The following is a 16,730-nucleotide window of genomic DNA, read 5'->3' on the forward strand; positions in this document are numbered from 1 at the left end:
GACCGGGACCGCGCCCGCGCCCCTGCCGCCCGCCGCGCCGCCGGCGGTCTCGGGCGCGGCCGCCGCGGTGCGCCGGGCGACGGCGTGCACGCGGGCGAGCAGCTCGCCTGTGTCGTACGGCTTGACGACGTAGTCGTCGGCGCCCAGGTTGAGGCCATGGATGCGGGACCGGACGTCTGCGCGCGCGGTCACCATGATCACGGGCGTGCCGGTGAGCTTGCGGATCCGCCCGCACACCTCGAAGCCGTCCTGGTCGGGCAGCCCCAGGTCCAGCAGCACCACGTCGAACGGGGCCAGCTCGCTGTGCAGCAGCTCCTGCAGCGCCTCCTGGCCGCTGCGGGCCTGGCCCACCTCGAATCCGTGCCGGGCCAGCACCGCGGAGAGCGCGGTGGCCACGTGGTCGTCGTCCTCGACGAGCAGCAGCCTCATCGACCCTCCTGTTCCCTGACTCGCATATCGTCTCAGCCCGCACAGGAATACACGCGGATAGCGCCCTGCCCCGTCAAGTCCGGCCAGGTCACCGCGCGGTTTCTGTTATGTGACCGGCACGGAGAGCACCGCCCCGATACCACCCATTCTGTCCGATTGCAGCCGGATCGTTATGCTCAATTTCCCCTCAGATGTGATGACGCTGGTCGAGGCTGCTCACTAAGGTCCAGGCAACCGAAGAGGACGGAGCAAGACGCGGATGACCGAGGTTTCCACGGCCAAGGACGCCGTTCCGGCGACGGGCGAACCGCTGGTCGTGCTGGACAACGTCAACAAGCATTTCGGTGCGCTGCACGTGCTCCAGAACATCGACCTGACGATCGCCCGCGGTGAGGTCGTCGTCGTTATCGGACCCTCCGGGTCCGGGAAGTCCACGCTGTGCCGCGCGATCAACCGGCTGGAGCCCATCGACTCCGGCAGCATCACGCTGGACGGCAAGCCGCTGCCCGCCGAGGGCCGTGAGCTGGCCAGGCTCCGCGCAGACGTGGGCATGGTCTTCCAGTCCTTCAACCTCTTCGCCCACAAGACCGTGCTGCAGAACGTGACCCTCGGGCAGATCAAGGTCCGCAGGAAGGACAAGGCGGCCGCGGAGACCTCCGCCCGGGCCCTGCTCGACCGGGTGGGCGTCGGCAACCAGGCGGACAAGTACCCCGCACAGCTCTCCGGCGGCCAGCAGCAGCGGGTGGCGATCGCCCGCGCGCTGGCGATGGAGCCCAAGGTGATGCTCTTCGACGAGCCGACCTCGGCGCTCGACCCCGAGATGATCAACGAGGTGCTGGAGGTTATGCAGCAGCTCGCCCGGGACGGTATGACTATGGTCGTCGTCACGCACGAGATGGGCTTCGCCCGCTCCGCCGCGAACCGTGTGGTCTTCATGTCGGACGGCCAGATCGTGGAAGAGACGACGCCCGACCAGTTCTTCACCAACCCTCGCAGCGACCGGGCGAAGGACTTCCTGTCGAAGATCCTGCACCACTGAGCTGCCGGCAACACACCAGACAGAAGGATGCTCACCATGAATCTCCGCAAGGTCAGCGCAGCCGCGGCCTGTGCACTCGCCCTCTCCGTCACCGCGGCCGCATGCGGCTCCGACGACGACGACAGCGGCGACAGCGGTGACGGCGGCAGCAAGGACTCGATCACCGTCGGCATCAAGTTCGACCAGCCCGGTCTCGGCCTGAAGGAGCCCGACGGCTCGTACTCGGGCTTCGACGTGGACGTCGCCACGTACGTCGCCAAGGAACTCGGCTACTCCGCGGACCAGATCGAGTGGAAGGAGGCGATCAGCGCCGACCGCGAGACCATGCTGGAGCGCGGCGACGTCGACATGATCGCCGCCACCTACTCGATCACGGACGAGCGGGCGCAGAAGGTCGACTTCGCCGGCCCGTACCTGCTGGCCCACCAGGACCTGCTGATCCGCGCCGACGACAACATCGCCAAGGGCGCGGACCTCAACGGCAAGACCCTCTGCTCGGTCACCGGCTCGACCTCGGCGCAGAACGTCAAGGACACCATCGCGCCGAAGGCCCAGCTCGCCGAGCGCGCCGGCTACTCCGAGTGCCTCGACGCCGTCGCCAACGGCTCGATCGACGCCCTGACCACCGACGACTCGATCCTCGCCGGCTACGCCGCGCAGGACGAGAACAAGGGCAAGTTCAAGCTCGCCGGGCTGAACCTGAGCAACGAGAACTACGGCATCGGCGTCCAGAAGGGCGACGAGAAGATGAAGAGCGACATCGACGCCGCCCTGGAGAAGATGGTCTCCGACGGCTCCTGGGAGAAGTTCATGGACGCCAACCTCGGCCCCGCGAACTACGACTTCGAGCCCGCGCCGAAGATCGGCGACATCAAGGAGTGACCGAACGCACCGCCGCCGGCCGCGGCGGTGCGCCGCACTGTCAGAGCGGTGGTGTGCCGCCCGGCCCGGGTGGCACACCACCGTGCCCACTTGAGGCGAGAGCGCTGGACTGACGTTGGACATCATTTCCGAATACGACTCACAGATCCTGGACGCGTTCTGGGTCACGGTGAAACTCACCCTGCTGTCCGGCCTGTTCTCCCTGCTCTGGGGGACGGTTCTGGCGGGCATGCGGGTCAGCCCCGTGCCGCTCATGCGGGGTTTCGGCGCGGTCTACGTGAACGTCATCCGGAACATCCCCCTGACGGTCATCATCGTCTTCTGCGCACTCGGGCTCGCCGACGTCTTCGGCGTCACGATGGGCGCGCGCGGCAACTTCGACGCCCAGTACTTCCGGCTCGCGGTGCTCGGGCTGTCCGCGTACACCTCCGCGTTCGTCTGCGAGTCGCTGCGGTCGGGCATCAACACGGTGCCCGTCGGCCAGGCGGAGGCCGCCCGCGCCATCGGGCTGAGCTTCACCCAGGTCCTCCGGCTCATCGTGCTGCCCCAGGCGTTCCGCTCGGTCGTCGGCCCGCTCACCAACGTCCTCATCGCCCTCACCAAGAACACCACGGTGGCGGCGGCCATCGGGGTCGCCGAGGCGTCCCTGCTCATGAAGGAAATGATCGAGAACGAGGCGCAGCTCCTCCTCATCTCGGCGATCTTCGCGCTCGGCTTCGTCGTGCTGACCCTGCCGACCGGGCTCTTCCTCGGCTGGGTCGGCAAGAAGGTGGCGGTCAGGCGATGAGTTCCGTTCTCTACGACGCGCCCGGGCCGCGGGCCAAGGCACGCAACGTCATCTACAGCGTCCTCTTCCTCGTCGTGCTGGCGCTCGGCGTGTGGTGGGTCGCCGACAAGCTGGAAGAGAAGAACCAGCTCGAATGGGCGCTGTGGAAGCCGTTCTTCACGGACTCGCAGGCGTGGACCACGTACCTGCTGCCGGGGCTCGGGGAGACGCTGAAGGCCGCCGGGCTCTCACTGCTCATCGCGCTGCCGCTGGGGGCCCTGTTCGGCATCGCGCGCCTGTCCGACCACGCCTGGGTACGGGTGCCAGCCGCTGCGGTGGTGGAGTTCTTCCGCGCCATCCCGGTGCTGATCCTGATGCTGTTCGCGAACCAGTTCTACTCCGAGTACACCGGCATCGACAGCGAGCAGCGCCCGCTGTACGCCGTCGTCACCGGGCTCGTGCTCTACAACGCGGCCGTGCTCGCCGAGATCGTCCGCGCCGGCATCCTCTCGCTGCCCCGCGGCCAGAGCGAGGCCGCCAAGGCCATCGGCCTGCGCAAGGGCCAGATGATGGGCACCGTGCTGCTGCCGCAGGCCGTCACCGCGATGCTGCCGGCGATCGTCAGCCAGCTCGTCGTCATCGTGAAGGACACCGCGCTCGGCGGTGTGATGATCGGCTTCAGCGAACTGCTCATCGAGCGGCGCACGCTGGCGTCGAACTACTCCAACGTGTTCGCCAGCTTCATCGTCGTCGCGGTGATCTACGTCATCGTGAACTTCATACTGACGTCCCTCGCGAGTTGGCTGGAGCGCATCGTCCGGCGCGGCAAGCGGACCACCGGCGCGGTGGTCGGGGCCGCGGCGGTCGACGACCTGAGCACCGGCGCCGCGGCCGGTGCCCCGGTCACGCCGGACGGAGTGCCGGGCGCCGAGCACGGTGACGGCCCCGCGGACGGCGTACCGGACGGCGGTGGCGGCGGGGAGGGCGACGGCCGGACGTAGCCCGAAGGGGCGGCCGTGGGCCCTCAGCTTGACTGCGGTGTCCGGCAGTGGGTTGCATACCCCGTGTGATCGCGCACCGGGCTCCAACCCCCGTAGTACGTAGGCACCAAGGCGCCGGAGGCGCGTCACCGTGGACCCGGTGATCATCGTCGGGGCGGGCCCGGTCGGGCTCGCCCTGTCGTTGGCTCTGGCACGGCACGCGGTCCCCACCGTCCTCCTCGACGACCGGCCCGCCGGCGACGCCGAGGAGGACGGCAGGCCCGCCGGCCCGCGTCCGGCCCGCACCGTCGTGCTGCGCCCGCACACCGCCGCGTTCGTCGACCGCCTCGGCGCCGCCGACGCCCGCGAGCGCGGCGCGCCCTACACCGCCTGGCGCGTGCTGCGCGGCGGCCGGACGCAGGTGCGGGTGGAGTTCGGTGAGGCGGCCGAGCCGCCCCCGCTGCACCTCTCGCAGTACGCCCTGACCACCACCCTGGCGGCGCTCGCCGAGAACTCCAAGCACGTCGAGGTCTTCCGCGGCAGCCGGCTGACGGAGCTGGTGCGGGAGCCGTACGGCGTCAACGCCGGCACCCGCGCCGGGACCTGGTGGCGCGGCAGCTGGCTCGTCGGCTGCGACGGCGCCAGATCGACCGTGCGCAAGCTGCTGGAGGTGCAGTACGCCGGCCGCACGGCCGTCGAGCGGCACGCCGTCGCCGCCGTACGGGCCGACCTGCCGTGGCCCGGCGAGGGCGTCCTGTACCGCGGCACCCCGCGCAGCGGGCCCGGCGCCGAGTGCCTGGCCCGGCCGCTCGGCGACGACCGGTGGCGGCTGGACTGGCTGCTGCCGCCCGGCGCCGGCGTCGTCACCCCGGAGGCCCTCGTCGCCCGGCTGGAGGCCACCCTGCGCGTCTGGACGGGCACCCGCCACCCTTCCTACGAACTCCTCGACACCGGCGTGCACACCGTCCATCACCGCCTCGCCCGCCGCTGGCGCCGCGGCCGCGTGCTGCTCGCCGGCGACGCCGCCCACCTCGTCGGCTCCCTCGGCACCCAGCAGCTCGACGAGGGCCTCGCCGACGCCGAGAACCTCGCCTGGAAGCTCGGCCGCGCCTGGCACCTGGCCGGCCGCGACGACTCCGGCGACGACCTCGTCGACACCTACGTCACCGAGCGCCGCGGCGCCGTCAGCGCCCGGCTGCGCGCCGCCGACCAGGTCGGCACGCTGCTGCGCCGGGCGGGCGGCCTGCGGGCGGCGGTGCGCGGCAGGTCGGCGGCGGAGCTGCTCACCGACGGCCACCTGGGCCGCGGCCGGATAGGGGGCCCGCCGGTGTACGACACGGCGCCGGCCGGGCTGGCCGGGGCGGTGGAGGTGGGCACGCCCGCCGGCGCCCGGGTCGCCGACGTCCAGGTGATCGCGCCGGACGGCTGGACCGGCCGGCTCTCCGAGCGGCTCGGCGGCGACCCGCTGCTGGTGCTGGTCGCCCCGGGCACCCGCGTCTGGGACCGCACCCGGTGGCTGCAGGCGGGCCTGATGCCGAAGCTGGTCCGGCTGGTCGGCGAACTCCCCGCCCGCGCCCGGCTGCTGGTCGCGGAGGCGTACCCGGGCGCGGCGCCGCACACGGTGCTGTACATCCGCCCGGACGGCCATCTGATGGCGGCGGTGGCGGGCGTACGCGAGGAGTCGCTGCGGCTGTGCGCGAACCGCATGCTGGGGCGGGCCGACGACGCGGAGGACTAGCGGAGCGGCGGGGGGCGGCGGCAGGGGAGCGGTGCGGTGCCCTACAGCCAGCCGGGGGCCGTGTCGCCTTCGGCGACGATGACCGCCGGGCCCGTCATCTCCACCTCGCCGTCGGGGTGTTCGGTCACGACCAGCCGCCCGCCGGGCACGTCCACCGTGTACGTCTCCGGGCGGCCCGTCGCCGCCGGGTCCGCGCCGTCGCGGCGGGCGGTGGCGACGGCCACCGCGCACGCGCCCGTACCGCACGAGCGGGTCTCGCCCGAGCCGCGCTCGTGGACCCGCATCGCGACGTGCCGCGGGCCGCGGTCGGCGACGAACTCCACGTTCACGCCCGCGGGATACGCCGACGCCGGCGTGACCTCCGGCGGCTCGTACAGCCGTCCCGCGTCCGCCAGGTCGGCGACGAACGCCACCGCGTGCGGATTGCCCATCCCGACGTTGCGCGCGGGCCAGCTGCGCCCGCCCACCGCGACCGTGACGTCGGTGTCCGGGCCCTCCGCGAGCACCGCCCGGCCCATGGCGACCGTCACGTCGCCGTCCTTCGCCAGGTGCACCCGCCGCATCCCCGCGCGCGTGCCCACCGCCAGGTCGCCGGTTTCCACGAGCCCGGCGCGCTGCAGGTAGCGGGCGAAGACCCGCACCCCGTTCCCGCACATCTCGGCGAGGCTCCCGTCCGCGTTGCGGTAGTCCATGAACCACTCGGCCCCGGCGGCCATCCGCCGCCCCTCCGGGTGCGCGTCGGACCGCACGACCCGCAGCAGGCCGTCGGCGCCGACGCCCGCCCTGCGGTCGCACAGCCGGGCCACGTCGGCGGCGGACAGGTCGATGAGACCGGCGGGGTCCGGGACGATCACGAAGTCGTTCTCGGTGCCGTGTCCCTTGAGGAAGTGCAGCTGCTCGGTGCTCACTCTGCGATCGTAACCGCCCGCACCGACAGCGCCCGGACGGCCGGAGAACAGCGGGAAGCGGGCCGGTGGGACCGGGCCGCGGCCGGTCAGCCGAGCCGCGCCACGCGCCAGACGGCCAGCGCGACGGCGGCCGCCACCGCGGCCGCGTACAGCAGGACGATCCGCCAGTCCGCCCGCCGCCCCGAGCCGCGCCGCGGCAGCCCGGGCAGCGCGAGCCCCACCCGGCGCGCGGCCATCATCGCCCACCCGGCCGCGCAGCAGCTGATCAGCAGCCCGAGCATCGCCACGACGGGTCCGCCGCCGCCGAACTCGAAGGCCAGCGGGAACGCGAACATCAGCGAGCCGAGCGCGGCCAGCGCGACGATGGGGGCCAGCTGCCAGAAGCGCAGCAGCCGCGGCGGACGCAGCTCACGGAACGACTCCTGCCCGCCGGGGTCCGGCACCTCGGCGAGGTCGTCCGCAAGATCCTCCGCGGGCTCGGCCACGGGCCCGGCGATCCGGTCGTCCCGCGGCTCCCGTCGACTGTCACGAGGGCCGGCCTCCATAGCCACGCGCCCTCCCAACCTCCGGCGACCACCAGGCTTCACAGCTCGCTTTGATGATGGCACGCCCGGGAACACCCGCAGTGCCACCGGGACGTCCCGATGCCATGACGTGATCAGCCTGTGACCGACCGTTCGAGTAGGTCCCATGCGGTGTCCGGAAGGCGGTCACGGTCGGCCTCCGAGCCACTGATCCAGTGCACGCGCGGATCGCGCCGGAACCACGTCTCCTGCCGCCGCGCGAACTTCCGGGTGGCCCTGACGGTCTCGTCCAGGGCCTCCGCTTCCGTGCACTCGCCGGCCAGGAACGACAGCACCTGCTGGTACCCCAGGGCCCTGGAGGCCGTACGGCCCTCGCGCAGCCCTTCCGCTTCCAGCCGCCGCACCTCGGCCACCAGCCCGGCCCGCCACATCCGGTGCACGCGCCGCTCGATCCGCTCGGCCAGCTCGGGGCGCGGCACGGCGACGCCGATCTGGATCGTGTCGTAGACCGACTCGGGCGCCGGGAGGACGGCCGTGAAGGGGCGGCCGGTCAGCTCGATCACCTCCAGCGCGCGGACGATCCGGCGGCCGTTCCCCGGCAGGATGGCGCGCGCGGCGGCGGGGTCGGCGGCGGCGAGCCGGGCGTGCAGTGGACCGGGCCCGCCGGCGGCCAGCTCCGCCTCCAGCCGGGCGCGGACGGCGGGGTCGGTGCCGGGGAAGTCCATGGCGTCGACGGCCCCGCGCACGTACAGGCCGGAGCCGCCGACGAGCACCGCGGTGCGGCCCTGCGCACCGAGCCGGTCGATCTCCGCGCGCGCCAGCCGCTGGTACGCGGCGACGCTGGCGGTCTCCGTGACGTCCCACACGTCGAGCAGGTGGTGCGGCACGCCCTGCCGCTCGGCGGGCGTCAGCTTGGCCGTGCCGATGTTCATCCCCCGGTACAGCTGCATCGAGTCGGCGTTGACGATCTCGCCGCCGAGCCGCCGGGCGAGCGCGATGCCCAGCTCGGACTTGCCGGCGGCCGTGGCCCCGACGACCGCGACGACCCGGGCCCTGGGCGTGGTGTCTGTCACGCGGCCAGTCTCGCAAACAACGCGCCGCCCCTCGAACGAGTGGCGTAACGCGGCGCGCCCGGGGTCGTTTGCCGTTCCGAGGTTCCGAACGCCGGTTCCCGGGCCGCCACGGACCGGGCCACCGGGGTGGCGCAATGAGCCGCTCCGGACGGCGCGGAATGTCGCCCTCACGAGTCAGTTATGGAGTAGAAATGGGCGTTTTTGCCAGGCTTCTTCGTCGCGGTGGGACAAGCGGGGAGGGGCAGGCCGCGAAGGAGCCGGCCCCGGCCGCCGAGCCGGAGGCGGGTGCGGAGCCCGCGGGCGCGGACGCGGCCGGCGCCGCGGGCATTCCGAAGCAGCAGTCGGCCGCGGGGGCCGCGGACAGCGACGCGGGCGACCAGGCCCGCACGTAGACCGCCCGGAGGCGCGCGGCCCCGCCCGGGGCCCGCGGCCTCCCGGCCCGCGGCTCGCGTCGCGCAGGTCAGGACCAGGTGGCGACGAAGTAGCCCACGCCGTACGGGGCCTCGTCGTACAGCAGCGCTCCGCGTAGGCCGGCGTTCTCGCCGGCGCCCGCGGCGACCTGCCAGCAGGCGCGGCCCGCGGTCTGCAGGTCGACGGCCAGCTCCGCGTCCAGGGCCGCCAGCGCCACCGAGTCCGCGGCGGCCGCGGCCCGCGCCGCCGCCGCGTCGAAGCCGTCGGCGAGCTCGTCGTGGTAGCCGGGGGCCTTCCGCGTACGGCGCGCACTGCCGTCGCCCATGACGAGCAGCGCCACCCGCCGCGCCCCCGCGGCGACCTCCCGGCCCACCTCCGCGCACCGCTCGGCGGGCAGCGGCTCACCGACGCCCAGCCCCTCCACGGGCGTGCCGTTCCACTCCGCCCGCTCCAGCAGCCAGGCGCCCACCGCCAGCGACGGCGGCAGCTCCCGCTCGCCGGGCTCCGGCTCCGCACCGTCCGCCGGCCCGAGCCGCACCGCCAGATCCACGCCGAAGCCCCGGAACGACCCCCGGGCCCCCTGCGGATGCGGACCCCGCCCGGCCTGCTCCGCGGGGCCGACGACGACCAGCACCTCCGGCCGCGCCGCCGCCAGCACCCCCACGGCATCCATGCACGCCGCTCTGAGGCCCGCCAGCTCGCCGGCGGCCCCCGAGGCCACCTCGGGTACCAGCAGGGGCGGACACGGGCAGCAGGCGGCGGCGACGAGCATGAGCCGCAGCCTAGCCGCCCCCCGGCCGCGACCCGCGACCGGCGGAGCCGCTCAGTGCGCCGCGCAGCCCTCCGCCGCCGGCAGCGGATCCGGGACGCCCACCTGCGGCAGCCCCAGCAGCACGCCCTTGCCGCCCGCCCCGCCGACGGCCGGCCCGCCCTCCTGGCGCGCCGCCCAGGCGTCGCCTGAGCGCGTGCGCCGTACCGCCCGCGGCGGGGCCTCGGCCAGCAGGTGGTGCGGCGCCGCGTACGTGACCTCGACCGTCGCCATGTCGCCCGGCCGCACCGGCTCCGCGGGCCTGGCGAAGTGCACGAGCCGGTTGTCGGGCGCCCGGCCGGACAGCCGCCGCGTGGCGCCGTCCTTGCGGCCCTCGCCCTCCGCGACCATGACCTCCAGGACCCGGCCGACCTGCTTCTTGTTCTCCCCCCAGGAGATGTCCTCCTGCAGGGCCACCAGTCGCTCGTACCGCTCCTGCACGACGGCCTTCGGCACCTGCCCGGACATCTCGGCCGCCGGCGTCCCCGGCCGCTTGGAGTACTGGAAGGTGAACGCCTGCGCGAAGCGCGCCTCGCGCACCACGTGCAGCGTCTCCTCGAAGTCCGCCTCGGTCTCGCCGGGGAAGCCCACGATGATGTCGGTGGTGATCGCCGCGTCCGGGATCGCGGCCCGCACCTTCTCGATGATCCCCAGATACCGCTCCTGCCGGTACGAGCGCCGCATCGCGCGCAGCACCGTGTCCGAGCCGGACTGCAGCGGCATGTGCAGCTGCGGCATCACGTTCGGCGTCTCGGCCATCGCCTCGATCACGTCGTCCGTGAAGTCCCGCGGGTGCGGCGAGGTGAAGCGCACCCGCTCCAGTCCCTCGATCCGCCCGCAGGCCCGCAGCAGCTTGCCGAACGCCTGCCGGTCGCCGATGTCCGACCCGTACGCGTTGACGTTCTGCCCCAGCAGCGTGATCTCGCTGACGCCCTCCGCGACCAGCGCCTCGACCTCGGCGAGGATGTCGCCGCTGCGGCGGTCCTTCTCCTTGCCGCGCAGCGCGGGGACGATGCAGAACGTGCAGGTGTTGTTGCAGCCGACGGAGACGGAGACCCACGCGGCGTACGGGCTCTCCCGCCGCGTCGGCAGCGTGGACGGGAACGCCTCCAGCGACTCGGCGATCTCGACCTGCGCCTCCCGCGCGACCCGCGCGCGCTCCAGCAGCACCGGCAGCTTGCCGACGTTGTGCGTGCCGAAGACGACGTCGACGTACGGGGCGCGGCGCACGATCGTGTCGCGGTCCTTCTGCGCCAGGCAGCCGCCGACCGCGATCTGCATGCCGGGCCTGGCGGCCTTCTGCGGGGCGAGCTGGCCCAGGTTGCCGTAGAGCCGGTTGTCGGCGTTCTCCCGCACCGCGCAGGTGTTGAACACGACGACATCGGCGGTGGTGCCGGTGGTGCCGGTGGTGCCGGAGCCCGGCTCCGCGCGGACGTAGCCCGCCTCCTCAAGCAGCCCGGACATCCGTTCGCTGTCGTGGACGTTCATCTGGCAACCGAACGTCCTGACCTCGTACGTGCGCGGCTGTGCGACTTCCTCGGGCATGCCAGCGATCATCCAAACGGCGACGGGGGATCCGGACGGGCCGCCTGGCGGCGGCGGCCCGTCCGGTCAGTCTACGACCTCGGCGGCGGCCTCAGTCGGCCCGTGCGGCGGGGGCGTACCGCCGCAGCTCGGCGGCCAGCTCCTCGTGCACCAGGGCCTTCAGCAGCGTGCCCGCGGCGGTGTGCGCCTCGGAGAGCACCTCGCCCTCGGTGTGCACCCGGGAGACGAGCGCGCCCTTCGTGTACGGCACCTCGGCCTCGATCTCGACCTGCGGCCGCGGCAGCTCGACGTCGATGAGCGCCTTCAGCTCCTCGACCCCGTCGCCGGTCGACGCCGAGACCGCGATCGCCCGCGGCTCCATGCGCAGCAGCCGGCGCAGCACGTCCGGCTCGGCGATGTCCGCCTTGTTGATCACCACGATCTCGGGCACGGACGTCGCGTCCACGTCGCGGATCACCTCGCGCACGCTGACGAGCTGCTCCTCCGGCGCCGGGTGGGAGCCGTCGACCACGTGCAGGATCAGGTCGGCGTCGCCGACCTCCTCCATCGTGGAGCGGAACGCCTCGACGAGGTGGTGCGGCAGGTGCCGGACGAAGCCGACGGTGTCCGCCAGCGTGTACAGCCGGCCGCTCGGCGTCTCGGCGCGGCGCACGGTCGGGTCGAGGGTGGCGAACAACGCGTTCTCCACCAGCACGCCCGCCCCCGTCAGCCGGTTGAGCAGCGAGGACTTGCCCGCGTTCGTATAGCCGGCGATCGCGACCGACGGCACGTGGTGGCGCTTGCGCTCCTGCCGCTTGACGTCCCGGCCGGTCTTCATGGCCGCGATCTCGCGGCGGAGCTTCGCCATCTTCTCGCGGATGCGCCGCCGGTCCGTCTCGATCTTCGTCTCGCCGGGCCCGCGGGTGGCCATGCCGCCGCCCGCGGAGCCCGAGCCGCCGCCGCCCATCTGCCGGGACAGCGACTGGCCCCAGCCGCGCAGCCGCGGCAGCATGTACTGCATCTGCGCGAGCGCGACCTGCGCCTTGCCCTCGCGGGACTTGGCGTGCTGGGCGAAGATGTCGAGGATCAGCGCGGTGCGGTCCACGACCTTGACCTTGACCACGTCTTCGAGGTGGATCAGCTGGCCGGGGCTCAGCTCACCGTCGCAGACGACCGTGTCGGCCGCGGACTCGACCACGATGTCGCGCAGCTCCAGGGCCTTGCCGGAGCCGATGTACGTGGCGGGGTCGGGCTTGTCGCGGCGCTGCACCACGCCGTCGAGCACGACCGCGCCGGCCGTCTCGGCGAGCGCGGCCAGCTCCGCGAGCGAGTTCCCGGCGTCCCGGGCCGTGCCGGAGGTCCACACGCCGACGAGCACGACCCGCTCCAGCCGGAGCTGCCGGTACTCGACCTCGGTGATGTCCTCCAGCTCCGTCGACAGACCGGCGACCCGGCGCAGGGCCGCGCGGTCCTCGCGGTCGAACTGGTCGCCGTCGCGATCGGCGTCGGATCCGGGACTCCACGCGGCTTCGGCTTCCATGAGGGCGTCGGCACGCAGGCCTTCCGGAAGACGCTGATCGTCCTGGGGAAGGTGGGTGGGAGAAGTCATCGGATCCTTGTCTGTGAGAGCGGCAGTCTGCCTCTCCGACAACGCCCCGCAGACCGGGAGGATTCCCCGCACGGCGGGCGTCGCGGCATCCACGATGGTCGCACGCCGCCGCACGCGCGTCACCCGCTTTACCGCTGGGACCGCTCGGCGGGCTGGGCCGGCTCGGCCGGCTTCGCCGACTTCCAGCCGGGGTGGCCCGGCATCGGCGGGGTGCGCTCCTCGTACAGCCAGGCGTGCAGGAAACCCTCCAGGTCGCGCCCCGCGACCTCGGAGGCGAGGGCGACGAAGTCCGCGGTGCCGGCGGTGCCGTCCCGGTGGCGCGTCACCCACGTCCGCTGCAGCTCCGCGAACGCCGCCGCGCCGATCTCCTGGCGCAGCGCGTACAGCACGAGCGCGCTGCCGTCGTAGACCACCGGCCGGAACAGCTCCAGCTGGCCGCCCTCCGCGGGCCGCCGCGGCGCGGCCGGCGGGCCGCCGTCGGCGCGCCAGCGGTCCGACTGCTCGTACGCGGCGCGCATCCGCCGCACCAGGCTGCCGCGGTCGTGCCGCTCGTCGGTGAACAGCGCCTGGTACCAGGTGGCGTGGCCCTCGTTCAGCCACAGGTCCGACCACCTGCGCGGCGTCACGCTGTTGCCGAACCACTGGTGCGCCAGCTCGTGCACCAGGACGCCCTCGCCGCGCTCCGGGTGCTCGGCCACGGCGCGCAGGAAGTCGCGGCCGAAGACGGACAGGGTCTGCGTCTCCAGCGCGAAGTTCATCGGCGCGTCCACGGACAGCACGCCGTACGTCTCCAGCGGGTAGCGGCCCACGTGCCGCTCCATCCAGGCGATCTGCGCGGATGTGCGGTCGACGACGGGGCGGGCGGCGCGCCGGTCGCGCTCGGGGACGACGTGGCGCAGCGGCAGCCCGTGCGGGCCGGTGCCGCGCAGCACGGCGGAGCGGCCGATGGACACCTGGGCCAGCTCGGTGGCCATGGGGTGTGCGGTGCGGTACGTCCACGTGGTGCGGGCGCCGTCGCGCTCGCGCGCGAGGCGCCGGCCGTTCGCGACGACGGTGAGGTCCTCCGGGGCGGTGACGCGGAAGGTGAAGCGGGCCTTGTCCGCGGGGTGGTCGTTGCCGGGGAAGACGCGGCGGGCGGCGTCGGCCTGGTTGGCCATCGCCAGGCCGTCCCGGGTACGGATCCAGCCGCCGCCCCCGCCGCGGGGGTCGCTGGTGTGCCGTACGGCGACGCGCAACCGCTCGCCGGGGTACAGGGTGCGGGCGGGGGTGACGACGAGGTCCTCGCCGGCGCGGGCGTGGTCGGCGGGGCGGCCGTTGACGGTGACGCCGCGGACCGTGCCGCGGGTGAAGTCGAGGTTGATGCGGGGCAGCCGGTCGGTGGCGCGCGCGGTGATCTCAGTGCGGGCCGTCATCGGGGTGTCGTTGCGGCCGGGGTAGGCGAGGGCGATGTCGTAGCCGAGGACGTCGTAGCCCGGGTTGCCGAGGCGCGGGAAGAGCGGATCGCCGATGCCGGCGGGGCGGGGCGGCGGCAGGGCGGAGACGGCGCCCCCGGGCGCGGCGGGCGGGCCGGGAGCCGGGGGAGGCGGCCAGGGTGGCGGGGAGGGCGAGGACGGCGGCGGCGAGCAGGGCGCGGTGCGGCGGGCGGCGACGGCGGACGGAGCGGAGCATGCGCTACCGCTATCAGCGGGCGCCCGCCGCGCCCGGCCGGCGCGGCAGCGGTGCACTCTAACGAGTGCGGGCGCGCAGTCCGGGCGCCCGCTGCGCCGCGCCCGGCGGGTGCTGGGCGCGGGAGACGTCGTACACCCCGGGCACCCGGCGCATCGCGCGCATCAGGCCCGGCAGCTCCGCCGGGTCCGGGAGCTGCAGCGTGTACGTGTGCCGTACCCGCTGCTGCCGCGGCGGCTCGACGTCGGCGGCGACGATGGCGGCGCCCTCGGCGGCGATGGCCTCGGTGAGGTCGGCGAGCAGGTGGGCGCGGACGAACGCCTCGGCCCGGAGCGTCACCCGCAGGTCGGCGGGCGGGGCGCCGTCGCCCGTACGCCAGTGGACGCGCAGCTCGCGGCGGCCCGCGGTGGCCATCCGGGCGACGGCGGGACACTCCACCCGGTGCACGGCCACCGCGCCGCCGCGGACGACGAAGCCGGTGACGGCGTCGGGGGGTACGGGCGTACAGCAGCGGGCGAGGCGCAGGGCGGCGTCCGGCAGCTCGGCGACGGCCGGCTCCGCGGGGCGCGGGACGCCGTCGCCGGACACGTCGTGCGGCACGTCGTCCGGTGCGCCGTCCGGTGCGTCGGCGGGGCCGCCGGACCGGACGGCGCCGGAGCCGGACCCGGCGGTCGCGACGGCCCCGCCCGGCGCCCCCGGCGCGTAGTCGGCGGGAGCGGGCATCGCCCCGTCGGCGGGCGGCCGGGCCGCCGGGTGGTCCGCCAGCCAGCGCGTGATGGCGATCCGGGCCGCCGGCGTCTGCGCGTGGTCCAGCCACTCCGGCGCCGGCCCCGACGCCTCCGGCGCCAGCAGCAGCGACAGCGCGTCGCCGTCCGTCAGCCGCGTCCCGAGGCCGGCCAGCCGCCCGTTGACGCGCGCGCCCACCAGCGTGTGCGCCGTCTCACCGTGCCGCGCGTACGCCGCGTCCACGCAGCTCGCCCCCGCGGGCAGCACCAGCGGCCCGCCCGGGTCGCAGAAGACCGTGATCTCCTGGTCCGGGGCGAGGTCCTCGCGTAAAGCGGACCAGAAGGCGTCGGGGTCGGGCGTGGACCGCTGCCACTCCAGCAGCCGCTTCAGCCAGTCGCCCACCTGACCGGCCGCGGGCCGCGCCAGCTGGCCCGCCAGCGCCACCACCCCGGTCTCGGCGACGCGGTGCATCTGCCGGCTGCGCACCAGGGTCTCGACGACGTGCCCGCGCCGGTCGGCGACCGCCGTGTGCAGCGACTGGTACAGGTTGAACTTCGGCACCGCGATGAAGTCCTTGAACTCCGCGGGCACGGGCGTGAAGCACGTGTGCAGCTCGCCCAGCACGGCGTAGCAGTCCGCCGCCTCGTCGACCAGCACCAGCAGCCGGCCGAAGTCCGTACCGTGCAGCTCGCCGCGCTTCTGCAGCACCCGGTGCACCGAGACGATGTGCCGCGGCCGGATGGCGACTTCGGCGGCGATGCCGGCGGCGTGCAGGACCTCGCGCATCTCGGCCGCGGTCTCCTGCAGCGGGTCGGGCCGGTCCGCGTTGGCGAGCAGCAGCTTGCGGCTGCGCGCGTAGTCCTCGGGGTGGAGGACGGCGAAGACCAGGTCCTCCAGCTCGGTCTTGATCGCCTGCACGCCGAGCCGCTCGGCCAGCGGGATCAGCACGTCGTGGGTCACCTTCGCGATGCGCACCTGCTTCTCCCGGCGCATCACGCCCAGCGTGCGCATGTTGTGCAGCCGGTCCGCGAGCTTGATCGACATCACCCGGACGTCGCTGCCGGTCGCCACCAGCATCTTGCGGAACGTCTCGGGCTCCGCGGCGGCGCCGTAGTCGACCTTCTCCAGCTTGGTGACGCCGTCGACGAGGTACGCCACCTCCTCGCCGAAGCCCGACCGCACCTGATCGAGCGTCACCTCGGTGTCCTCGACGGTGTCGTGGAGCAGCGAGGCCGTCAACGTCGTGGTCTCGGCGCCGAGTTCGGCGAGGATCAGGGTGACGGCCAGCGGGTGCGTGATGTACGGGTCGCCGCTCTTGCGCGTCTGGCCCCGGTGCGCGTCCTCGGCGAGCAGGTACGCCGTGCGCAGCGCGGCGATGTCGGCGTCGGGGTGGAACCCGCGGTGCGCCTTGGCCACATGCTCCAGGGCGTGCGGCAGGCCGTCCCGCGACGACGCGCCGCCCAGCAGGGCCACGCGGCCGAGCCGGCGGAGATCGAGGCGGGCCCTGCCGCGTCGGCGGGCCCCGCCCGCCGGATTGCCCGGACTGTGGACCTCTGCGCTCAATCGGCACCTCCGGCAGCTCACCGGCTCCCGTGCCGGTACTTGATGCTACCGAGCCCATCACGCGGTGCCGGACGGCTCTCGCCCA

General features: G+C 74.1%; 15 protein-coding genes. 6 read left to right on the top strand and 9 right to left on the bottom strand.

Annotated elements, in window-relative coordinates; translation table 11 throughout:
- A partial coding sequence (locus tag ABD317_RS08840) for a response regulator transcription factor (protein ID WP_344289234.1) occupies nucleotides 1–429 on the bottom strand: 429 nt, incomplete at its 3' end.
- A gap of 259 nt (nucleotides 430–688) precedes the next feature.
- On the opposite strand from ABD317_RS08840, the gene ABD317_RS08845 reads away from it, so the two are divergent.
- The 5 genes from ABD317_RS08845 to ABD317_RS08865 all read left to right on the top strand — a co-directional run bounded on the left by ABD317_RS08845 (nucleotide 689) and on the right by ABD317_RS08865 (nucleotide 5,834).
- Nucleotides 689–1,468, top strand: coding sequence for an amino acid ABC transporter ATP-binding protein (locus ABD317_RS08845; protein ID WP_344289235.1), 780 nt, complete (start codon nucleotides 689–691; stop codon nucleotides 1,466–1,468).
- A gap of 36 nt (nucleotides 1,469–1,504) precedes the next feature.
- Complete coding sequence (locus ABD317_RS08850; RefSeq protein ID WP_344289236.1) at nucleotides 1,505–2,350, top strand: glutamate ABC transporter substrate-binding protein; 846 nt, start codon at nucleotides 1,505–1,507, stop codon at nucleotides 2,348–2,350.
- A gap of 115 nt (nucleotides 2,351–2,465) precedes the next feature.
- Entirely contained in the window at nucleotides 2,466–3,137 is a 672-nt protein-coding gene (locus tag ABD317_RS08855) for an amino acid ABC transporter permease (RefSeq protein WP_344289237.1), read from the top strand.
- Complete coding sequence (locus ABD317_RS08860) at nucleotides 3,134–4,117, top strand: amino acid ABC transporter permease (protein WP_344289238.1); 984 nt, start codon at nucleotides 3,134–3,136, stop codon at nucleotides 4,115–4,117. Before ABD317_RS08855 ends, ABD317_RS08860 begins: the two co-directional genes overlap by 4 nt.
- Nucleotides 4,118–4,247: 130 nt before the next feature.
- A complete protein-coding gene (locus ABD317_RS08865) occupies nucleotides 4,248–5,834 on the top strand; it encodes an FAD-dependent monooxygenase (RefSeq protein WP_344289239.1) in 1,587 nt (528 codons plus the stop codon).
- Nucleotides 5,835–5,875: 41 nt separating this feature from the next.
- Here the strand turns inward: ABD317_RS08865 and dapF are convergent, their stop codons facing one another.
- The 3 genes from dapF to miaA all read right to left on the bottom strand — a co-directional run bounded on the left by dapF (nucleotide 5,876) and on the right by miaA (nucleotide 8,339).
- Entirely contained in the window at nucleotides 5,876–6,742 is an 867-nt protein-coding gene (gene dapF / locus ABD317_RS08870; protein WP_344289240.1) for a diaminopimelate epimerase, read from the bottom strand.
- 86 nt (nucleotides 6,743–6,828) lie between these two features.
- On the bottom strand, nucleotides 6,829–7,227 hold the full coding sequence (locus tag ABD317_RS08875) for a hypothetical protein (protein ID WP_425582312.1): 399 nt from the start codon (nucleotides 7,225–7,227) through the stop codon (nucleotides 6,829–6,831).
- A gap of 173 nt (nucleotides 7,228–7,400) precedes the next feature.
- Nucleotides 7,401–8,339 (bottom strand): tRNA (adenosine(37)-N6)-dimethylallyltransferase MiaA, encoded by a 939-nt coding sequence (gene miaA / locus ABD317_RS08880; RefSeq protein WP_344289241.1) that lies wholly within the window; start codon nucleotides 8,337–8,339, stop codon nucleotides 7,401–7,403.
- A 191-nt stretch (nucleotides 8,340–8,530) separates the two neighbouring features.
- Here miaA and ABD317_RS08885 point away from each other — a divergent pair, with 191 nt between their 5' ends.
- A complete protein-coding gene (locus tag ABD317_RS08885; protein ID WP_344289242.1) occupies nucleotides 8,531–8,731 on the top strand; it encodes a hypothetical protein in 201 nt (66 codons plus the stop codon).
- Nucleotides 8,732–8,799: 68 nt separating this feature from the next.
- Here the strand turns inward: ABD317_RS08885 and ABD317_RS08890 are convergent, their stop codons facing one another.
- The 5 genes from ABD317_RS08890 to ABD317_RS08910 form a co-directional block, all read right to left on the bottom strand.
- A complete protein-coding gene (locus ABD317_RS08890) occupies nucleotides 8,800–9,522 on the bottom strand; it encodes a class III extradiol dioxygenase subunit B-like domain-containing protein (protein ID WP_344289243.1) in 723 nt (240 codons plus the stop codon).
- A 51-nt stretch (nucleotides 9,523–9,573) separates the two neighbouring features.
- Complete coding sequence (gene miaB, locus ABD317_RS08895; RefSeq protein ID WP_344289244.1) at nucleotides 9,574–11,103, bottom strand: tRNA (N6-isopentenyl adenosine(37)-C2)-methylthiotransferase MiaB; 1,530 nt, start codon at nucleotides 11,101–11,103, stop codon at nucleotides 9,574–9,576.
- A gap of 91 nt (nucleotides 11,104–11,194) precedes the next feature.
- Nucleotides 11,195–12,691 (bottom strand): GTPase HflX, encoded by a 1,497-nt coding sequence (gene hflX, locus ABD317_RS08900; RefSeq protein ID WP_344289245.1) that lies wholly within the window; start codon nucleotides 12,689–12,691, stop codon nucleotides 11,195–11,197.
- 128 nt (nucleotides 12,692–12,819) lie between these two features.
- Nucleotides 12,820–14,415 (bottom strand): M1 family metallopeptidase, encoded by a 1,596-nt coding sequence (locus tag ABD317_RS08905; protein ID WP_344289246.1) that lies wholly within the window; start codon nucleotides 14,413–14,415, stop codon nucleotides 12,820–12,822.
- Between the two features lies 1 nt (nucleotide 14,416).
- Entirely contained in the window at nucleotides 14,417–16,645 is a 2,229-nt protein-coding gene (locus ABD317_RS08910) for a RelA/SpoT family protein (protein ID WP_344289247.1), read from the bottom strand.
- Nucleotides 16,646–16,730: the final 85 nt, after the last annotated feature.

The organism is Streptomyces synnematoformans (genome assembly GCF_039531005.1).
Taxonomy (GTDB): domain Bacteria; phylum Actinomycetota; class Actinomycetes; order Streptomycetales; family Streptomycetaceae; genus Streptomyces; species Streptomyces synnematoformans.

Bases quoted from the DNA above. Each gene is read 5' to 3' on its own strand.
- ABD317_RS08850 (WP_344289236.1), top strand. From the start codon at position 1,505: ATGAATCTCCGCAAGGTCAGCGCAGCCGCGGCCTGTGCACTCGCCCTC.
- ABD317_RS08860 (WP_344289238.1), top strand. From the start codon at position 3,134: ATGAGTTCCGTTCTCTACGACGCGCCCGGGCCGCGGGCCAAGGCACGC.
- ABD317_RS08890 (WP_344289243.1), bottom strand. From the start codon at position 9,522: ATGCTCGTCGCCGCCGCCTGCTGCCCGTGTCCGCCCCTGCTGGTACCC.
- hflX (WP_344289245.1), bottom strand. From the start codon at position 12,691: ATGACTTCTCCCACCCACCTTCCCCAGGACGATCAGCGTCTTCCGGAA.
- ABD317_RS08845 (WP_344289235.1), top strand. From the start codon at position 689: ATGACCGAGGTTTCCACGGCCAAGGACGCCGTTCCGGCGACGGGCGAA.
- miaB (WP_344289244.1), bottom strand. From the start codon at position 11,103: ATGCCCGAGGAAGTCGCACAGCCGCGCACGTACGAGGTCAGGACGTTC.
- ABD317_RS08885 (WP_344289242.1), top strand. From the start codon at position 8,531: ATGGGCGTTTTTGCCAGGCTTCTTCGTCGCGGTGGGACAAGCGGGGAG.